The following is a 17,155-nucleotide window of genomic DNA, read 5'->3' as shown; positions in this document are numbered from 1 at the left end:
GAGGTTGGCTTGTTATTGTTGATCTTCTTCTTCAAACAGTTTTTGTTGACATTGAACGACTTTTCGATTAAAGAGCCAAGCGAATGTTAACGCTCCCCCTATACCTGCAATCAGCCATTCTGCCGCCACTTGAGGTGCATAACTTGGTGGGAGGACTAGCCCGATAAACAAAAAGATACTCAACGAAAGTAGAACAAAACTGAACTGTCGATAGTCTTCTACTTGTTTCTCCAATTCAACAATCTTTTTTTCTTCCATCCGTTTTCCCCTCCAGACGAGACTAGTATAACATCATCTATGCCTTAAAAGGGGAAGCAATTGTCAGCAATGGAGTGAGATTATCCCAATCGCCCGACTATTGCTAGAACAAGGTTAGCAGAGTTCACTGAAGCCGTTTCTAGGAATTCATCGTAAGAAATTTTCGCTTCTGCTCCCGCAATATCCGAGAGCGATCGAATGATTACAAACGGCACGCCAAAGCGATGACACACTTGAGCGATAGCACCAGCCTCCATCTCTGAACATAGTGGGTAGTTAAACCGTCTTTTTAATTGCTCCACAAGGGCCGCATCACTCATGAACGAATCGCCTGAGAGAATAAGCCCTTTCTTTGATGGAGTACCGACGGTTTTTGCTGCTTCTATCGCGATATCAATTAACATGTCATCCGGTTGATAAAAAGCGGGCATTTGTGGAACTTGTCCAAACTCGTAACCAAATACAGTTGCATCCACGTCATTGTAACGAACCTCGGTTGAGATCGCTAAGTCACCAACATGGAGTGAAGAATCTAATCCACCTGCAGACCCTGTGTTAATAATAGCCGTCGGTTGAAATAGCTGAATAAGCAATGTAGTCCCTATCGCTGCATTGACCTTTCCAATCCCCGATTTAAGGAGAACGATCTCCTTTCCTTCAATCGTTCCTGTATAAAATTCACATTCGGCGATCGTTCGCTCTGAACAATTGCTTAGTTTGCTTTTTAAAAGCTCTACTTCTTCGTCCATCGCACCAATGATCCCTATTTTTGTCATCCTCTACACCTCTTTTCTAAACATCCATTGATAAGTATACACACCCTCTACGAGAAACGCACGAGTTTCTTTCTCGTGTATCGGTTTTCTGCTATAGTAAGAAACGTTAGAATCGTTCAAGGAGGATGAATGTCATGGAACTAAAACTAGAGATGATTCAAGACAAAGTCGAATGCTTCGAAGCGAGAGATTTTAAAGCATTGGAAAAAGCAATGAACGAGCAAATTGAACATAACCAAGCGCTGCTACTTGAAGTAGCAAATGTCCACCATTATGTCCATTTGGACCCAAAGACCTCACAGCCTGTTTATACAGCTACCGTTCACTTTAGAGCGAAAAAATAACCGATCTCCATCTTAAGAGATCGGTTATTCCCTAAGGTTCAATTAGTTCAATCGGCATCCAGCCTTCTCCTTCAATAAATTCAATCGTCACTTGGTATTGAGTACCTCGATCACCTTTAAGGCTGACAATTCCTCTAGCGGTTGTCGCTGTGCCACCATTTTCGAGTCGTTCCAAGATATACTCGTCCCCGCTTAACCCTGTCGCATACTCAATAGCCCGCACCATTTCGTTCCAGTTTACGCTACCTCTTGTGAAGTCATGTGAAAACTCGCCTGTTTGTTGAGTACCAATTGGCTCCCATTCTCCATCCTCCACTCCAGCTTCGACCGTCTCTTCTTCTTGCTCCTCCACCTCTTGACCGTCTGGATCGTTTGAATCTCCGTCAGTTGCAGAATCAGAATTCGCTCCATTCTGTTCTTGTTCGTTCGTCTCTTCTACATCTGCTGTTGTTTCGTCTGCCCCTGGGTTGATGAAAAGCTGGGCAGTGTAGTAGATAATTAGCAATGCCACAACACCAATGGCCACATTTAAAAACGTGTTTACTCTGCGTTTTTTGCGTGCTTCTAATCGAGATCGTGGCATTTCCTCACTCCCCCATATCCGTCAGTCAAGCTTCTCTTTTATTATAACAACCTTTAAGTCGGGAAGCGAATCCGTCTTTTTGATCAACTTTTAACAAACTGAAAGAAAACTCGCTTATACATGAGACTTATTCTTTCCTTTATCCCACGAAAAAGAGACGTCACTTGTGCAACGCCTCCTCTTCACGTTATCGAATTTCTAAGATTTTTACTTCCATTTCCCCGCCTGGAGTATTGACGATTACAACGTCATCAATCGTATGACCAAGGAGACTTTGTGCCATCGGTGAGTCATTGGAGATTTTTCCCTCAAACGGGTCTGATTCTGCACTTCCAACGATCGTATACTCTTCTTCCTCACCGTCAGGGATTTCTACAAACTTAACGGTTTTCCCTAAGGATACAACGTTTGCATCCCCTTCACTTTCTTCAATAATCTCAGCATTGCGAATCATTTTCTCAATTTGTGAAATACGCCCTTCAACAAAAGCTTGCTCTTCTTTCGCGGAGTCGTACTCTGAGTTTTCGGAAAGGTCGCCAAAGCTACGAGCGATTTTTATACGTTCAACGACTTCTTTACGTCGTTCCGTTTTTAAATATTCCAATTCTTCCTCTAGCTTTTTCTTCCCTTCAAGTGTCATGTAATGCTTTTTTTCTTCTGCCATGTCCTTTCACTCCTCAATTCCTTACAAAATAAACAGATTCACATTCATAAATCTTCTTAAGTTACTTCTACAATCATTGCTGAAATCCTTTATTTACCCCTTATACAAGGAGCTTATGTAGAAAAGAAGCAAGGGGTGATTCACCCTCGCTTCCCTCTATGCTATTATAAAACGGCTTTTTCTTCAATAATTGCGCGAATTTTTGTCACCATTAAATCAATGGCTACCCGATTTTGTCCCCCTTCAGGGATGATTACATCTGCATAACGCTTTGTCGGTTCGATAAATTGCATATGCATTGGCCGGACCACCTTTGTATACTGTTCGATGACCGATTCCAACGTTCGCCCACGCTCACGAATATCGCGCACCATTCGGCGAATGATGCGGATATCTGCATCTGTATCAACAAACAGTTTAATGTCCATTAGCTCGCGTAACCGTTCATCTTCAAGTAGTAAGATCCCCTCAAGAATGATCACGTCTTTCGGTTCCACTAGGATCACTTCATTTGAACGTGTATGCAGCTTGTAGTCATATACTGGCTTTTCAATCGCTTGACCGTTTAATAAGCTATGCAGATGTTCAATTAACAAATCATTGTCAAATGCAAGAGGATGGTCATAGTTCGTCTGCAAGCGTTCTTCTAAGCTTAACTGTGATTGATCTTTATAATATGCATCTTGCTCAATTAATACGATCGATTTTTCATTAAATTGATAAAATATTTCCTTCGCTACGGTTGTTTTTCCAGAGCCAGTCCCTCCGGCTACGCCGATGATGATTGGTCTTTTCCCCATTATCGTACCTCTTTACGCATCATGTTTTGTGGATACACTTTTTGATCCACTTTAAATTTTACAATTTGTAACGGATGACGAGCGGCATCCAGTTCATTTCCATCTTCATCCCAAATTTTCTCCACTGTTTGGGTGAACCGATTGATCTCAGGTCCAAAGAATTCCACTTCATCTCCCTGTTTGAAATGGTTTCTCTGCTGCAGGGTGACGATCCCTGTTTTTTCGTTGTAGTCTAAGACAAGGCCAACGAAATCATACTTTGTCCGTTTTGGATGAATTCCATACATCTGTTCTTTGTAGGTTGGTGTTCCTTCAAAGAATTGCGGTGCGAAATCACGGTTCGCACATTTTTCAAGCTCTTCTAACCACTCACGTTTAATTTTAAAGTTATCTGGATCGCTGCAGTACGCATCAATCACTTTACGATACACGCTCGTGACAGTGGCGACATAATGAATGGATTTCATGCGCCCCTCCACTTTTAAGCTGTCAATTCCTGCTTCAATAAGCTGTGGGATCGCTTGAATTAAGTTTAAATCTTTCGGACTCATCGTGTATGGTACATCGCCCTCAGCAAATAACGGTATTTCCGCTGAATCTTGTTGCTCGTATAGATCATAATCCCACCGACAGGATTGACAGCATCCTCCACGGTTCGAGTCACGGGCTGTCATATGGTTACTTAATACACAGCGTCCCGAATAGGATATACACATGGCGCCATGGACGAATGTTTCGATTTCGATGTCCACATGTTTTTTCATTTCGAGCATTTCTTCAAGTCCCACTTCACGGGCAAGCACGACACGGTGTAAACCTTCTTCTTTCCAAAACTTCACCGCTAGCCAATTGCTCAAGGACTGCTGTGTACTTAAATGAACTTCTACCTTTGGTGCGACTCGTTTACATGTTTCGATAATGAGCGGGTCTGCTACGATAATACCTGTCACACCGACCTCCTGCAAGGCCGAGAGATATTCCTCCAAACCATCCATGTTTTCGTTATGAGCGTAAATGTTCGTCGTCACATATACTTTAGCCCCATATTTATTAGCAAATTCCACGCCTTCACGCATCTCTTCGATCGAAAAGTTGTCCGCATTGGAGCGAAGACCAAACTCTTGGCCCCCGATATAGACAGCATCCGCTCCATAATGGATCGCAACTTTTAACTTTTCCAAACTCCCAGCAGGAGCTAGAAGCTCTGGCTTCTTCGTAATGACCCGCTTCCCCTCTGCTGTTTTTGTCGCGATTGCTTGCATGTTTTCTTCCCTCCTTTAATAAACGGTTTCTTTAAAGAAGAAACCTGTATCAATCGATCGGTTCACCGGTTGGATCGCTTCGATTTCCTCTATAAAATCTTCCTTCTTCTCTTCATATGCCTCCCGATCGTCTGCACATAAATCGATCGCCTGTCGATAAAGAGAGGTTACTTTCTCCATATATTCCGTCGTTTTCAAAATCCCGTCAATCTTAAAGCTGTCAATCCCAGCATCGATCATATCCTCTAGCTCGTCAATAATACAGATGTCGTTCGGACTCATAATATGGGTGCCATTTTCGTCTTCAAAAATAGGATATTTCGCTTCTCGTTCAGGGTCGTACAAAAACATGTTACGTTTTTTATCGCGATTTTCCACTTCTAAGTTTTTCCCTTGGAACTCCATGTAGTTGCCGACAAGCTTCCGTTTCGATTGGAACATCGCTGTCATACCATGCACTTGCACTTCAATTTCCACTTCTGCATGCTCTTTAATCTCTACAATGGCATCCATGCTTATTTCACGGGCAAGCACGGCCCGTTTGGCCCCCTTACGTCCCCAATAATTAGCCGTATACCAATTCGTAGCAGTCGTTTCCGTGTTCCAGTGGAGCTTCATATTAGGGGCAACTTCTCGCACGGTCATGAGGACTGCAGGATCACCGAAGACAATCCCATCTATCCCTGTATCCCGTAAGAAACGAACATACTCAGCAAGCATGTCCACTTTCTCATTATGAAAAATAGCATTCATCGCGACATACACTTTTGCCCCTAACTCTTGAGCAATGACGGTTGCCTTTTGCACATCCTGCTTCGTAAATTCTCCCGCAAGGCGCAGGCCGTACCGTTGCTCTCCAATGAGAATGGCATCTGCTCCCGCCTTCACGAGCGGCTCAACTGCAGCCACATCAGTAGGTGTGACGAGTAGCTCAGGCTTTTTCATCGTCCGTATCCCCTTTCGTTTCTCTCTTTATGCTAATCGCTATCCCATCACCAACAGGGAAAATCCTCGTGTCGTATTGAGGATGTTCTAACAGCCATTGGTTATAGGTATCAATTTTTGTTGCTAATTGCTTGTGACGCTTATGTTCAATGTCTGTCTCAGCGACAAGACCGCGAAACAACACATTATCTGATAAAATAAGGCCCCCAGGACGAACCATAGGACTGTACATGTCAAAAAAGCGGCGGTACTGACCTTTTGCAGCATCAATAAATAATACATCAAAAAGGGGATATAATTCAAGTTTTTCACCTAACTGCAACGCATCGCCAAACAACAATTCGATTCTTGACTCGAGTCCTAAAGCCTTCACATGCTTATGCGCTTCTTCATACCGCCGTTCATCTCGTTCAATGGATACGATCGTTGCTTCTGGCAAAGCTTGCGCCATGCGGATCGCAGAATAACCGATCGCTGTACCAATTTCAAGAATCCGTGCCGGTGCGGCCATTTTTAATAGATGTAAAAGGGACTCCATCCCAAGTAAATCCATGATCGGCACTTGCTGCTCGTGGGCCTCTCGCTCCATTTGCTCAATATACTGATCCCGTGCAGGTATTTGTTTTTCTAAATAGTGCTTCAGACGTTCTTCTATCATTATGTTCCACTCCCTTGTACTTGCCAACACCCCAAGTGACAGGATGGCTGTATTGGATGTTTTCATCTTCATGTCGTGTGTCCTTTTAGACGATCCCTGCAAAGAAAACTCGCCAGTTGGCGAGTTTTCAAGTCAAGTATTTCCCTCATGTTCCAAGTCTCATGCCTGCACCATTACGATTCCTCTTGCTCTTCCTGTGCTTCAACCCATTCATGGCGGTATTTTTGATGAGTTTCATTATGAGCCTCATAGGTTTCATTGTAAATGACCTCGCCATTATAACGAGCATAGAAGAATAAATAATTTGTGTCCTCTGGATCTAGAGCTGCTACGATCGAGTCTTCCCCAGGATTCCCAATTGGTCCAACAGGAATACCTTTATATCGATATGTGTTGTAAGGGGAATCGACCTCAAGATCTGCATGTGAAGTCATGTAGCGATGTTCACCTAAAGCATACGCTACCGTTGGGTCTACTTGTAACATCATGTCTTCCTCAAGTCGATTATATAGGACGCCTGAAATAAGGTATCGATCCTCTGATTTTTGCGCTTCACGCTCAATGATCGAGGCCAAAGTTAAAATCTCATGCACCGAATATTCACTATCCTCTAGCATGTCGGAATGTTTCATGAGTACATTTTCCATTCGTGAAATCATCGCTTCAATAATCGTCTCTATCTCAGGCTTTTCCTCTATAAAATCGTATCGTGCTGGGAAAAGATACCCTTCCAGCGGATGACGAACCCTTTCATCGAGAATGTCATCTGTTAAAATCGTATATTGATCAATCAGTTGGTTTAAATAGTCACGATCATTGATCGTTTCCATAATATCATCCACTTCATGATCTGTATGCTCCGCAATCAGCTTAACGACTTGTTCTAACCATAATCCTTCTGGAATTGTAAAAACGAGCGCAGGATCTTCAAGCATACGTCCATCCTTCAATTCATAGATTATTTCATCCATCGTCATCGACGGCGACAGAACATATTCCCCTGCTTGAAATCCAGATTCATTTTTATACCTTACATAATAGCGGAAAAATGTCGAATTTCGAATGAGTCCTGAATCTTCAAGAATTGACCCAATTTGAGTGGTTGTTGATCCGATAGGAATCGTAACTTCAATTTCTTCATTATTTTCTTGATCCATAGGACTTAACGCATTTTTCACATATAGGTACCCACTACCTATCACAATTAATAATATAAGCACCAATCCTAGAACAGAAAAAAACACGATCTTTCGAGCCATTTTCGCTTGAGCGAGCCGCTCTTCGAAAACAGAATTTCGAGCCTTTTCGTTGGAATCAGACATGGTTCTCCTCCTTCCACCGATCCATTATACTATACTTCCCTCCTTTTTTGACAAGCTTTTCCGAGGAATGTCCAAATTTAAGAAAAACTTCATGATTAAATATTGCTCTAGGTTTTCGAGAATGAACAGTACAAATGGAAAAAGCAGACCATGAAGGCCTGCTTTCGATCAATATTACTCTTCGCTAAACGTGTTGAGCATTTCTTCCACTATGTCCCATTCTTCATCCGTTTCGATTGGAAACAAGGCGATGTCGTTCTCTTCTCCTTCACGATCCTCAAAACGGAAGGCAAAGACTTCTGCTTCTTCCTCTTCTCCCTCCTCTTCACCAACTGGTGTAAGAAGGATATAGGATTTTCCTGTTTCGTCTACTGTAAATTTGAATAGTTCATCAAATAGATGTTCATCCCCATTTTCATCAGGGATAACAATCCGTTCTTTTTCTTCTTGAGCCATACGGCACCTCTTTTCATTTTAATTGTTGTCGGTCTAAGTATCCTTGAAGAATCATTACGGCTGCCATTTTATCAATGACGCTTTTACGCTTTTTCCGGCTCACATCAGCGGAAATGAGCATCCTTTCAGCTGCCGTGGTCGTAAGTCGCTCATCCCACATAACAATCTCACATGGTACATAGCGTCTAAGCTCAGCGGCAAACGTCTCGCTTCGTTCACCGCTTGGACCAATGGAGCCATCCATGTTTTTCGGCAATCCGATGACAATCGTTGTTACTTCGTGCTCCTTTACCAAAGAAGCAATATGTTCAAAATCTGCCTGTTCAGTTGCGTCAGATCGTCTCCATGTTTCCAAGCCTTGAGCCGTCCACCCAAGGGCATCGCTAACAGCAATTCCGATTGTCTTCGTCCCAACATCCAGTCCTAACGTTCTCATTCTAAGCTCTTTCGGTGCTGTGATAAATAGGATTTGACAAGCTCTTCAATTAATTCATCACGCTCAAGCTTGCGAATGAGCGTCCGCGCGTCTTTATGGCGCGGGATGTAAGCTGGATCTCCCGAAAGCAGGTAGCCGACAATCTGATTAATTGGATTGTACCCCTTTTCTTCAAGAGCCTCATAGACTGACATTAAAACCTCTTGGACGTCGACACTGACCGGTTCTTCGTTCACATTAAACTTCATCGTGTTGTCCATAGAGCTCATCACAAACACCTCTTTCTGACCAACCGACTGCGTTAGGTCGTACTTCCTCGTTTCCTTTATTGTACAATAAATTGCTTCATTTAGGAAATTGATTTCACATATTCATAAACAAAGCTGAGGGCATCTTGTAACTTTTCTGGTTGCTTCCCTCCTGCTTGCGCCATATCTGGCCTTCCACCACCGCCGCCACCGCAGCGAGTCGCCACTTCTTTTACGAGCTTTCCTGCATGATAGCCTTTGTTGATCAAGTCCTTTGTGACCCCTGCCACAATATTTACTTTCCCTTCACTTGCTGTTCCCAGAACGATCACCACAGACGGTATCTCTTGCTTTAATTTGTCAACGATCGACCGCAAGCCATCCATGTCCGCACCGCTAATCGCTTTTGCTAATACAGGGACCCCTTCGATTTCCTGGACTTCGTTTACAAGGCTTCCAGCTTCCATGTTACCCAATTTTGCGTTGAGTGATTCATTTTCCCGTTGTAATTCTCGAATTTGTTGTTGCAATGCTTCTACACGGACAGGGACATCTTTTACGTTTTTCGCTTTCACGGTTGCGGCTGTTTCTTTTAATAAATCAAGCTGTTTTGCCATAAACAAAAAGGCTTCTTTTCCTGTCACCGCCTCGATCCGACGAACACCTGCCCCGATCCCTGATTCAGAGACGATTTTAAATAAACCGATCTCTGACGTGTTTGTAACGTGGCAGCCTCCGCAAAGCTCTATGCTATAGTCACCCACTTCAACCACGCGTACAATGTCACCGTATTTTTCGCCGAACAAGGCCATCGCGCCAATCGCTTTCGCTTCGTCAAGGGTCTTTGTCGAAATGTTCACTTTGATGGCTTGCCAAATTTTCTCGTTTACGATCCGCTCGATTTTCTCTTTTTCTTCGTCTGTTACTTGTCCAAAGTGGGAGAAGTCAAAACGGAGCCGTTCCTCTGATACGAGGGAACCTGCTTGGTTTACGTGCTCACCAAGAACATCCTTTAACGCTCGGTGGAGCAAGTGCGTGGCGGTATGGTTTTTCACAATCCCGCTACGTTCCGTTTCTTCTACGACAGCTTGCACTTGATCGTTTACTTGTAAAGTCCCTTCCTTTACGATAACTGTATGCAAGTGTTGCCCATTTGGTGCTTTTTGTACATCACTTACAACTGCAAAGCCATTCGCTCCACGAATGACCCCCTTGTCTGCTACTTGTCCACCGCTTTCTGCATAGAAAGGCGTTTCCTTCAAGATCATTTTCGCCTCTTGACCGGCTCCAACGTAGTCTGCCACTGTTTTATCAAGGACGATCGTTTCAATCGTCGTTTCAGTTGACAGCTGCTTATAACCAATAAACGTACTATCTACCGTAATTTGGCCAAGCACCTCGTCTTGAACTTGCATGGAGCCCGCTTGCTGTCTTGCGGTACGGGCTCGCTCCCGCTGACGTTCCATCTCCGCTTCAAATCCATCAAGATCCACTTGTAGACCTTGCTCTTCTACAAACTCTTCCGTTAAGTCAACCGGGAAGCCGTACGTATCGTATAAACGGAATACGTCAGATCCTGAAATCGTCGACGCCCCTTTGCTTTTGGCCTTATCAATCACCTTTTCAAGGATAGACAGCCCTTCATTTAACGTTTCATGGAATCGCTCTTCTTCTGTTTTTACCACTTTTTGAATAAAAGCCGCTTTCTCTTTCACTTCTGGATAGAAATCAACCATGATGTCACCAACAACCGGGACGAGCTCGTACATGAACGGACGATCAATCCCGATCTGCTTCGCATAACGAACCGCACGGCGTAGCAATCGGCGCAATACATACCCACGCCCTTCGTTGGAAGGGAGCGCACCGTCCCCAATGGCAAAAGTTACGGTACGAATATGGTCGGCAATGACCTTAAACGAGACGTCCGCTTCGTGATGGCTTCCGTATTCCGTTCCAGAAATTTTTTCAGTCGCACGGATGATCGGCATGAACAAATCGGTTTCAAAGTTCGTTGGCACATTCTGAATCACCGATACCATTCGTTCAAGCCCCATTCCTGTATCGATGTTCTTTTTCGGTAATGGGGTGTAGCTTCCATCTGGATTATGGTTGAACTGTGAAAAGACAAGATTCCACACTTCAAGGTAACGATCATTCTCTCCACCTGGATACAATTCAGGATCGTTCGGCTGATCACCATATTCCCGTCCACGATCGTAAAATATTTCAGTATTAGGACCGCTTGGGCCTTCACCAATATCCCAGAAGTTCCCTTCCAATCGAATGATCCGCTCTTCTGGAATGCCGATTTTTTCTTTCCAATACGAGTAAGCCTCGTCATCTTCCGGATGGACGGTTACCGATAATTTCTCCTTATCGAAACCGATCCACTTTTCGCTCGTGAGAAATTCCCATGCCCACTCGATCGCTTCTTCTTTAAAGTAATCTCCGATCGAAAAGTTTCCGAGCATTTCAAAGAACGTATGGTGTCTCGCTGTTTTTCCTACGTTTTCAATGTCGTTCGTCCGAATCGATTTTTGCGCATTTGTAATGCGTGGGTTTTCAGGAATCACGCGCCCGTCAAAATATTTTTTTAATGTGGCCACCCCACTATTGATCCAGAGCAAAGATGGGTCGTCGTGGGGTACAAGAGAAGCACTCGGTTCTACATCATGTCCTTTTTCTTTAAAAAAGTCGAGAAACATTTGTCGAACTTGTGCTGACGTAAGATATTTCATTTCAGGTACACTCCTTTATCTCCTATATGTGGGCTTTGGTTCCATAAGAAAAAGCCCTCTCCCTGATGAAGGGACGAGAGCTGAAGTCACGCGGTACCACCCTAATTATGGACATAGGTCCATCACTTTAAGCCTTAACGCAGCAAACGGCAGGGTTTTCCTGCACTTCGGAGTAGCCTTCCGTTACCCTTCATCCAGTTGTTCTTTCAGCCAAGGAACAACCTCTCTGATTGCGCACTAGCTATGTAGGCGTTTTTGGATGGTCTGCAACGTACTCGTTCCATCAACGTATTGCCTGTTTTCCATTTTGCACCTATATTATAAAAAACGTTACACCTCCCTGTCAACTTTACTAACGTGAAGACGCAAATGAATAAACGTTACCTTTAAAACTGCGAGAATCGGAACCGCTAAAATTAAGCCGATTACCCCGCCGACTTCAACGCCTACAAGCAACGCTAAGATAATCGTGATCGGATGGAGGTGAAGGGAATGACCAACAATGAGCGGGGATAACACGTTCCCTTCTAATTGCTGGAGGAGAAACAGGGCAATCGCTGTTGCTAAAAGGACAGGCCATGACTCAAAATACGCGAATACGAGGGCGGGGACAGCCCCGATAAATGCACCAAAATAAGGAATAATATTTGTCGCACCAATAAAGCCACCGAGAAGGATCGGATAAGGAACCCCGATCAGCCAAAGCGCCATCATTGAAACAACGGCAACAGACAGTGCCACGAGCAATTGCCCGCGAATATACCGACCGAATGAGCGATCCACGTCGCGGACATACCGTTTTAAACTAGGCCGCCATTTCCGAGGAGTCACATACCATGCCGCTCGTTCAATCAGATCGAAATCCTTTAGAAAATATAGAACAAGAAAAGGGACTGTAATCAATAACACCATCGATTGAATCAAAACGACGATCACCCGCTCCATTTGTCCTAAAAGGTTACCTGCTTTTTTCCAAAGGTGGTTAAGCCAATTTTCCGCCTGATTGTGGAAAGGATGTGGGAGTTGCTGAATTTGCCATTCCATTTTTGACACCGTTCCCTCCACATCTTTCATGACCGTAGGAAAGGATGTCGTCAGCTCCTCTATTTGCTGAAGTACGTATGGGGCGCCAACGACAGCAAAACAAACAAGCAAGGCAATCATTGCACCGAACACGAGTAATACGGCTAAGCCTCTACCCATTCCGCGGCGATGCATGGCTTCAATTAGCGGGTGAAATAAATAGGTAATGATTGCAGCGAGACCAAGGGGGATTAAGAGCCGTTTCAGTACGTATACAAACGGTACCCAGAGATCGGCTAGTTGCACGACAACGTAAATGATGAGAAGAACCAGGAGAACGATTATTAATTTGTAAATGATTCGAATGTGTTGATCTCGTTCCATGCCACACCTCTCGCATAAACCCCGTCATCGATTTATTTGTTAGTGTGCATCGAATCATTTAAATTTACGCAAATTCCCTTGGTCAGATCTCATTTTTGCAAAACGTATCTTTTTAACGTTAAATAGTTTTTCGGCTGCTTTCTTACACTCCTGATAAAAGGTTCAGTCCTTTTAAAGCAAAAAAAGACTGAACCAAAAATACGGCTCAGTCCTTAACACAACACTAAGACCAAGTTCTTGAAATCTGGCGACGAATCGATCTCCAACCACTTCCCATGTTCATTTGGGTAATAGGTTGGATATATCGCTGAATTCGTCTTTTAGTTCTACGGTCGCTCATCGAATACGCAGCTGCTCCTACTCCAAGAGCAACAAGTGATGTCCAAGCTGCTGTACGCATTAGCACGTCACCTCCACGTCTTCATTTGGCGACTTTCCAATCATCTGCTACGACCCGATTTGCAAATCGTGATCCTCAAACAGATCATCCAACGAGCTCAACGTCCCATCTTCTTCCACCTGATGAAGGGATAGCTTTCCCTTCGTTAACGTCATTTCAACAAAACAATTCCAGCAATAATATTGGTGCGTACCGATCTTTCCAATATCTTTCGACTGACAGTTGGGGCATTGCATGGACTGGACCTCCTCTACATAGACACAATCAAAACATCTTTGCCTACCGTTACAGGTCCATTGCTGCGCACGACTTTTCGCCCTTCTGTTATATCAGCAAGCAGACCTTCGGTAACTTCATACGCTACGATCTTGCCCGCTTTTTCCAGAAAATATACATCTTGCACTAAGCCGAGCCGTTCCCCCTCCTCTGTAATGAGAGGTTTCCCTTGCAATTTATGCTGTCCATGCATGAGCGGATAAGCCGCTCCCCCATTTGTCGAAATTTCTTTGGAAAGGCCTTTTGCTTCAATCATTACTCCGTCTGTACCAAGACTAATAATATGATCAAGTGGGAGCCATTGATGGCGATGGAACCAACCGTTTTTGTTGACGAGAAAACCCATCATCCGATCTGGAGCGATGATCCCATCCATCACCGATCCGAGCTCATTGCCTGTCTGCCTGTCGATGACTGGCAATCCTTCAAGTGAGGCAAATGTTCGCAAAGTATCGCCACCTTCCCGAACATTTTTTAGTGTAAGCAATCGTCCTTTAGGTCATGTCCGTTGTCTTTTCCCAGTACTGCCTGAAGCTTCTCCTTCAGCATAGAATTCCGGCCGTCTTCATCTAATTCTTGAATCGCTCGTTCCATCGCTGAAACTTCCCCGCACATTAATAAATATTGCTTCGCTCTCGTTATTCCTGTGTACAAAAGGTTCCGCTTTAGCATCCGTGAATAGTTGCGGATGATCGGCATGACGACCGTAGGAAATTCACTTCCTTGTGCTTTATGAATGGATGTACAATACGCATGAGTAATCTGTGATAAATCTTTACGATAATAAATCACTTCCACGCCATCGAAAGAAATGACGACTTGGTCTTGTTTTTCCACCGTTTCCTTGGCAAATAAGATGGCCACAATTTCCCCTCGGTCCCCATTATAGACATTCTCATCAGGATTGTTTACAAGCTGTAAGACAACATCCCCTGTGCGGTATATGATATCCCCGAACCGTAACTCTCTCCGCTGCTCACTCGCTGGATTGAACAATTCTTGAAGCATGGCATTCAATTCATTAATTCCAGCATTTCCTTTATACATTGGCGCGAGCACTTGGATGTCTTTAGCAGTATAGCCTTTGCTTTTTGCCCCACGACAAATTTGCCCAATCACTTCCTTTACTTGTTCCGGTCTGCACGGAAAAAAGCGCCTGTCCTTCATTGGCTCTACAATGTTATTTGGTAATGAACCTGATTTTATGGCATGCGCTAGATCAATGATTGAGGACCCTTCCGCTTGCCTATAGATATCCGTTAACTCCACCGTAGGAACGACACCCGAGGTAAGCAAATCTCTCATCACCTGGCCTGGACCAACAGATGGAAGCTGATCTTGGTCGCCAACAAAAATGACTTGCATCCCTTTCGGTACGGATTTTAGCAGCTGGTTAGCAATCCACACGTCCATCATCGACACTTCATCCACAATTAGGAGCTCACCTTCTAGGGGATCGTGTTCATTTTTGTCAAAGCCACTATTGGCACCTTTCCATCCTAATAAACGGTGGATTGTCGTGGCTGGCAGTTCTGTCGCTTCACTCATCCGTTTGGCTGCCCGGCCAGTCGGGGCCACGAGTAATATTGGGAAGGAAGTCCCTTTCGGATAATCAGCGACATTAAGCGAAAGTCCGTGAAGGCGGGCATACAGCTCCACAATCCCTTTTATGACCGTCGTTTTCCCCGTCCCAGGCCCTCCGGTTAAAATCATAAACGGTGAAGAAAGGGCTGTTTCAATCGCCTCCCGTTGAGACGGGGCATATTCAATTTTCAGCTCTTCCTCCAACTCTCCTAGCTTTTGCAAAAATTCTGAAGCAGGGAACTCCTCTTGTACTTCCTGATGAAGTAGCGAAACGATGCTTGATACAATTCCTTTTTCTGCAAAGTATAACGATTTTATATACACGCGCTCCTCTTCAACTATGAGAGCTCCTTCTTCTTCCATCATTTGCATTTGCTCTAATACACCCTGCTCCTCAATCGGCTCAGCTGGTGATGATAAAAGCTGAATAATCTTAGGAATGAGCGCTTCCTTCGTCAAAAAAATGTGCCCTTCTTGTAAGCACCACTCTTGTAAAACGAAGTGACAGCCGGCTTGAATTCGGTCGGGATGGTTGCCTTTAATGCCAATGGCTGCTCCAAGACGATCTGCACGACGGAATCCTATTCCCTCCACATCATAGATGAGTTGGTATGGATTCGTGCGAATGATTTCAAGGGCGTGAAGCTTGTAGACATTAAATACTTTCATCGACAACTCCACCCCAAACCCGTAATCGGATAAAGTGGTCAAAACTTGTTCAAAACCTTGCTGCTCTAAAAGCTGTTCTCGAAGCAGTTTCGCTTTCTCTTTTGAAAGCTTTGGTACGGCATCAAGGGCCGATTCATCCTCTACAATTCGTGACAACGCTTGTTCTCCAAGTGTATCTACAATTTGCTGAGCTGTCTTTTTTCCGATGCCTGGAAATCTGTCGCTCGACAAATAACGAATGATCCCTTGTGACGTTTTCGGTACTTCGCGGCGCAAGTCGTCCACAACGTACTGTTCACCGAAACGAGGGTGCTCTTTGAAAGAACCATAAAAGGTAAACGTATCATGAACTTCTAGCTTCGGTAGCAAACCAACCACGGTCATCGTTTTCTCTTTCACATCATCAGACGACTCGTGGACACGAACTAGCGCAACCGTGTACTGGTTCTCTTCGTTCCGAAAGATGATCTGAACGACTTCCCCTTTGAGATAGCTTTTCTCGAGGTGCTCATTTTCATTGGTCAATGAGCGCCCATCCGTCATGCTTCGTTCGCTCCTTTATTTAACACTTCTTCCACCGTTTTTTTACCGTTATGGGCTAGAATATGCTCCGGCTGAATATGTATCGCTCGTTCAAAATGAGCCAAAGCTTCTTCCAGTCGATCTTTGTAGGCATAAGCTACTCCAAGATTAAAGTGAGCATCCGCATGATTAGGGACATGTTCTACGACAAGTTGCAAATGTTTAATCGCTTCGTCAACCTGTTCCAGTTGAGCAAGACAAAGCCCAATCTGGAAACGGGCTTCCACATCATTCGAATCAAGCTCAAGTGCGCGCTGGAAATTAGCCTGGGCATGGGGAAGCGCACCTAATTGGTAATAGCACATACCGAGCATGAAATAAACATCAGTCTCGTTTAATTTGTGGGCAATCGCCTGCTTAAACATTTTTGCCCCATCCTCGAACTTTTCTTGCTTATAATAAATCGTCCCAGCCCCATAGTAGGCAGGAGCGCAATCTTCTTGAAGGCCAATGGCTTTATCAAAAAAGATAAGCGCCTTGTCCAGTTCTCCTACCATTCCAAGAAGGTTCCCAAAGTTCACAAACCCAATTGGATCACTCGGATTGGCTTCAATTGCTGCATTAAATGCCTTCGCCGCCTCTTCATAGTTCCCTTCTCGCATGTAGCGAACTCCTTGCTCATGAAAGTTCATTTCGTTTCCCCCTTACTCATGGTTTTCCCTCACGGTTCCAAAAGATGGAAATCAAGCCGAGCACATACGCCATGCCCGGCCCATCATTCTCCTGTCCATTTTGTGTAGTTCA

The 17,155-nt window shown here is 44.3% G+C and carries 20 protein-coding genes; 1 reads left to right on the top strand and 19 read right to left on the bottom strand.

The window, feature by feature from the left end:
• Positions 1–12: 12 nt before the first annotated feature.
• Entirely contained in the window at positions 13–258 is a 246-nt protein-coding gene (locus FED51_RS07070; RefSeq protein ID WP_053431564.1) for a YrhC family protein, read from the bottom strand.
• Positions 259–338: 80 nt separating this feature from the next.
• On the bottom strand, positions 339–1,034 hold the full coding sequence (gene mtnN / locus FED51_RS07065; protein WP_053431565.1) for a 5'-methylthioadenosine/S-adenosylhomocysteine nucleosidase: 696 nt from the start codon (positions 1,032–1,034) through the stop codon (positions 339–341).
• Between the two features lie 134 nt (positions 1,035–1,168).
• Here mtnN and FED51_RS07060 point away from each other — a divergent pair, with 134 nt between their 5' ends.
• Positions 1,169–1,378, top strand: coding sequence for a YrzA family protein (locus tag FED51_RS07060; protein WP_053431566.1), 210 nt, complete (start codon positions 1,169–1,171; stop codon positions 1,376–1,378).
• A 31-nt stretch (positions 1,379–1,409) separates the two neighbouring features.
• Here FED51_RS07060 and FED51_RS07055 read toward each other — a convergent pair whose 3' ends face one another.
• The 17 genes from FED51_RS07055 to FED51_RS06975 all read right to left on the bottom strand — a co-directional run bounded on the left by FED51_RS07055 (position 1,410) and on the right by FED51_RS06975 (position 17,043).
• Positions 1,410–1,961: a YrrS family protein gene (locus FED51_RS07055; protein WP_053431567.1), complete on the bottom strand. Its 552-nt coding sequence runs from the start codon at positions 1,959–1,961 to the stop codon at positions 1,410–1,412.
• Positions 1,962–2,148: 187 nt separating this feature from the next.
• A complete protein-coding gene (greA, locus tag FED51_RS07050) occupies positions 2,149–2,625 on the bottom strand; it encodes a transcription elongation factor GreA (RefSeq protein WP_010897444.1) in 477 nt (158 codons plus the stop codon).
• A gap of 164 nt (positions 2,626–2,789) precedes the next feature.
• Positions 2,790–3,425: a uridine kinase gene (udk, locus tag FED51_RS07045; RefSeq protein ID WP_010897443.1), complete on the bottom strand. Its 636-nt coding sequence runs from the start codon at positions 3,423–3,425 to the stop codon at positions 2,790–2,792.
• Positions 3,425–4,687: a peptidase U32 family protein gene (locus FED51_RS07040; RefSeq protein WP_010897442.1), complete on the bottom strand. Its 1,263-nt coding sequence runs from the start codon at positions 4,685–4,687 to the stop codon at positions 3,425–3,427. Before FED51_RS07040 ends, udk begins: the two co-directional genes overlap by 1 nt.
• A gap of 15 nt (positions 4,688–4,702) precedes the next feature.
• Complete coding sequence (locus tag FED51_RS07035; protein ID WP_010897441.1) at positions 4,703–5,632, bottom strand: peptidase U32 family protein; 930 nt, start codon at positions 5,630–5,632, stop codon at positions 4,703–4,705.
• The gene (locus FED51_RS07030) at positions 5,619–6,362 is read right to left on the bottom strand and encodes an O-methyltransferase (RefSeq protein WP_276399885.1); all 744 of its coding nucleotides are present in this window, start codon (positions 6,360–6,362) and stop codon (positions 5,619–5,621) included. Before FED51_RS07030 ends, FED51_RS07035 begins: the two co-directional genes overlap by 14 nt.
• Positions 6,363–6,463: 101 nt before the next feature.
• The gene (gene mltG, locus FED51_RS07025) at positions 6,464–7,612 is read right to left on the bottom strand and encodes an endolytic transglycosylase MltG (RefSeq protein ID WP_053431568.1); all 1,149 of its coding nucleotides are present in this window, start codon (positions 7,610–7,612) and stop codon (positions 6,464–6,466) included.
• A 174-nt stretch (positions 7,613–7,786) separates the two neighbouring features.
• Positions 7,787–8,068 carry a DUF1292 domain-containing protein gene (locus FED51_RS07020; RefSeq protein WP_053431569.1) on the bottom strand — a complete coding sequence of 94 codons (282 nt, stop codon included), beginning with the start codon at positions 8,066–8,068 and terminating at the stop codon, positions 7,787–7,789.
• A 13-nt stretch (positions 8,069–8,081) separates the two neighbouring features.
• Positions 8,082–8,504, bottom strand: a complete 423-nt coding sequence (ruvX, locus tag FED51_RS07015) for a Holliday junction resolvase RuvX (RefSeq protein ID WP_053431570.1) — start codon at positions 8,502–8,504, stop codon at positions 8,082–8,084.
• On the bottom strand, positions 8,501–8,773 hold the full coding sequence (locus tag FED51_RS07010; protein WP_010897436.1) for an IreB family regulatory phosphoprotein: 273 nt from the start codon (positions 8,771–8,773) through the stop codon (positions 8,501–8,503). The genes ruvX and FED51_RS07010 overlap by 4 nt, the downstream gene beginning before the upstream one ends.
• Before the next feature lie 80 nt (positions 8,774–8,853).
• Positions 8,854–11,493 carry an alanine--tRNA ligase gene (alaS, locus tag FED51_RS07005; RefSeq protein ID WP_053431571.1) on the bottom strand — a complete coding sequence of 880 codons (2,640 nt, stop codon included), beginning with the start codon at positions 11,491–11,493 and terminating at the stop codon, positions 8,854–8,856.
• A 330-nt stretch (positions 11,494–11,823) separates the two neighbouring features.
• A complete protein-coding gene (locus FED51_RS07000; protein ID WP_053431572.1) occupies positions 11,824–12,900 on the bottom strand; it encodes an AI-2E family transporter in 1,077 nt (358 codons plus the stop codon).
• Positions 12,901–13,123: 223 nt separating this feature from the next.
• Positions 13,124–13,300, bottom strand: a complete 177-nt coding sequence (locus tag FED51_RS06995) for a DUF3918 family protein (RefSeq protein ID WP_134229292.1) — start codon at positions 13,298–13,300, stop codon at positions 13,124–13,126.
• 47 nt (positions 13,301–13,347) lie between these two features.
• Entirely contained in the window at positions 13,348–13,536 is a 189-nt protein-coding gene (locus tag FED51_RS06990; RefSeq protein ID WP_010897433.1) for a hypothetical protein, read from the bottom strand.
• Between the two features lie 14 nt (positions 13,537–13,550).
• Complete coding sequence (locus tag FED51_RS06985; RefSeq protein WP_010897432.1) at positions 13,551–14,024, bottom strand: PRC-barrel domain-containing protein; 474 nt, start codon at positions 14,022–14,024, stop codon at positions 13,551–13,553.
• Positions 14,025–14,050: 26 nt separating this feature from the next.
• Positions 14,051–16,372: an SF1B family DNA helicase RecD2 gene (gene recD2, locus FED51_RS06980; protein ID WP_053431573.1), complete on the bottom strand. Its 2,322-nt coding sequence runs from the start codon at positions 16,370–16,372 to the stop codon at positions 14,051–14,053.
• Positions 16,369–17,043 carry a tetratricopeptide repeat protein gene (locus tag FED51_RS06975; RefSeq protein ID WP_053431574.1) on the bottom strand — a complete coding sequence of 225 codons (675 nt, stop codon included), beginning with the start codon at positions 17,041–17,043 and terminating at the stop codon, positions 16,369–16,371. Before FED51_RS06975 ends, recD2 begins: the two co-directional genes overlap by 4 nt.
• Between the last annotated feature and the right edge of the window lie 112 nt (positions 17,044–17,155).

Origin of the sequence: Halalkalibacterium halodurans, from assembly GCF_005671335.1 — a bacterium.
Lineage (GTDB): Bacteria > Bacillota > Bacilli > Bacillales > Bacillaceae_D > Halalkalibacterium > Halalkalibacterium halodurans.
This window is presented reverse-complemented; position numbering and strand designations above follow the sequence as displayed.

Excerpts from the sequence above, each read along its gene's own strand:
- mtnN (WP_053431565.1), bottom strand. The coding sequence starts at position 1,034 with ATGACAAAAATAGGGATCATTGGTGCGATGGACGAAGAAGTAGAGCTT.
- alaS (WP_053431571.1), bottom strand. The coding sequence starts at position 11,493 with ATGAAATATCTTACGTCAGCACAAGTTCGACAAATGTTTCTCGACTTT.
- FED51_RS06975 (WP_053431574.1), bottom strand. The coding sequence starts at position 17,043 with ATGAACTTTCATGAGCAAGGAGTTCGCTACATGCGAGAAGGGAACTAT.
- mltG (WP_053431568.1), bottom strand. The coding sequence starts at position 7,612 with ATGTCTGATTCCAACGAAAAGGCTCGAAATTCTGTTTTCGAAGAGCGG.
- FED51_RS07035 (WP_010897441.1), bottom strand. The coding sequence starts at position 5,632 with ATGAAAAAGCCTGAGCTACTCGTCACACCTACTGATGTGGCTGCAGTT.
- FED51_RS07070 (WP_053431564.1), bottom strand. The coding sequence starts at position 258 with ATGGAAGAAAAAAAGATTGTTGAATTGGAGAAACAAGTAGAAGACTAT.
- FED51_RS06995 (WP_134229292.1), bottom strand. The coding sequence starts at position 13,300 with ATGCGTACAGCAGCTTGGACATCACTTGTTGCTCTTGGAGTAGGAGCA.
- FED51_RS07040 (WP_010897442.1), bottom strand. The coding sequence starts at position 4,687 with ATGCAAGCAATCGCGACAAAAACAGCAGAGGGGAAGCGGGTCATTACG.
- FED51_RS07060 (WP_053431566.1), top strand. The coding sequence starts at position 1,169 with ATGGAACTAAAACTAGAGATGATTCAAGACAAAGTCGAATGCTTCGAA.
- FED51_RS07000 (WP_053431572.1), bottom strand. The coding sequence starts at position 12,900 with ATGGAACGAGATCAACACATTCGAATCATTTACAAATTAATAATCGTT.
- FED51_RS07010 (WP_010897436.1), bottom strand. The coding sequence starts at position 8,773 with ATGAGCTCTATGGACAACACGATGAAGTTTAATGTGAACGAAGAACCG.
- FED51_RS07030 (WP_276399885.1), bottom strand. The coding sequence starts at position 6,362 with ATGAAGATGAAAACATCCAATACAGCCATCCTGTCACTTGGGGTGTTG.
- greA (WP_010897444.1), bottom strand. The coding sequence starts at position 2,625 with ATGGCAGAAGAAAAAAAGCATTACATGACACTTGAAGGGAAGAAAAAG.
- ruvX (WP_053431570.1), bottom strand. The coding sequence starts at position 8,504 with ATGAGAACGTTAGGACTGGATGTTGGGACGAAGACAATCGGAATTGCT.
- FED51_RS07055 (WP_053431567.1), bottom strand. The coding sequence starts at position 1,961 with ATGCCACGATCTCGATTAGAAGCACGCAAAAAACGCAGAGTAAACACG.
- recD2 (WP_053431573.1), bottom strand. The coding sequence starts at position 16,372 with ATGACGGATGGGCGCTCATTGACCAATGAAAATGAGCACCTCGAGAAA.
- udk (WP_010897443.1), bottom strand. The coding sequence starts at position 3,425 with ATGGGGAAAAGACCAATCATCATCGGCGTAGCCGGAGGGACTGGCTCT.
- FED51_RS06990 (WP_010897433.1), bottom strand. The coding sequence starts at position 13,536 with ATGCAATGCCCCAACTGTCAGTCGAAAGATATTGGAAAGATCGGTACG.
- FED51_RS07020 (WP_053431569.1), bottom strand. The coding sequence starts at position 8,068 with ATGGCTCAAGAAGAAAAAGAACGGATTGTTATCCCTGATGAAAATGGG.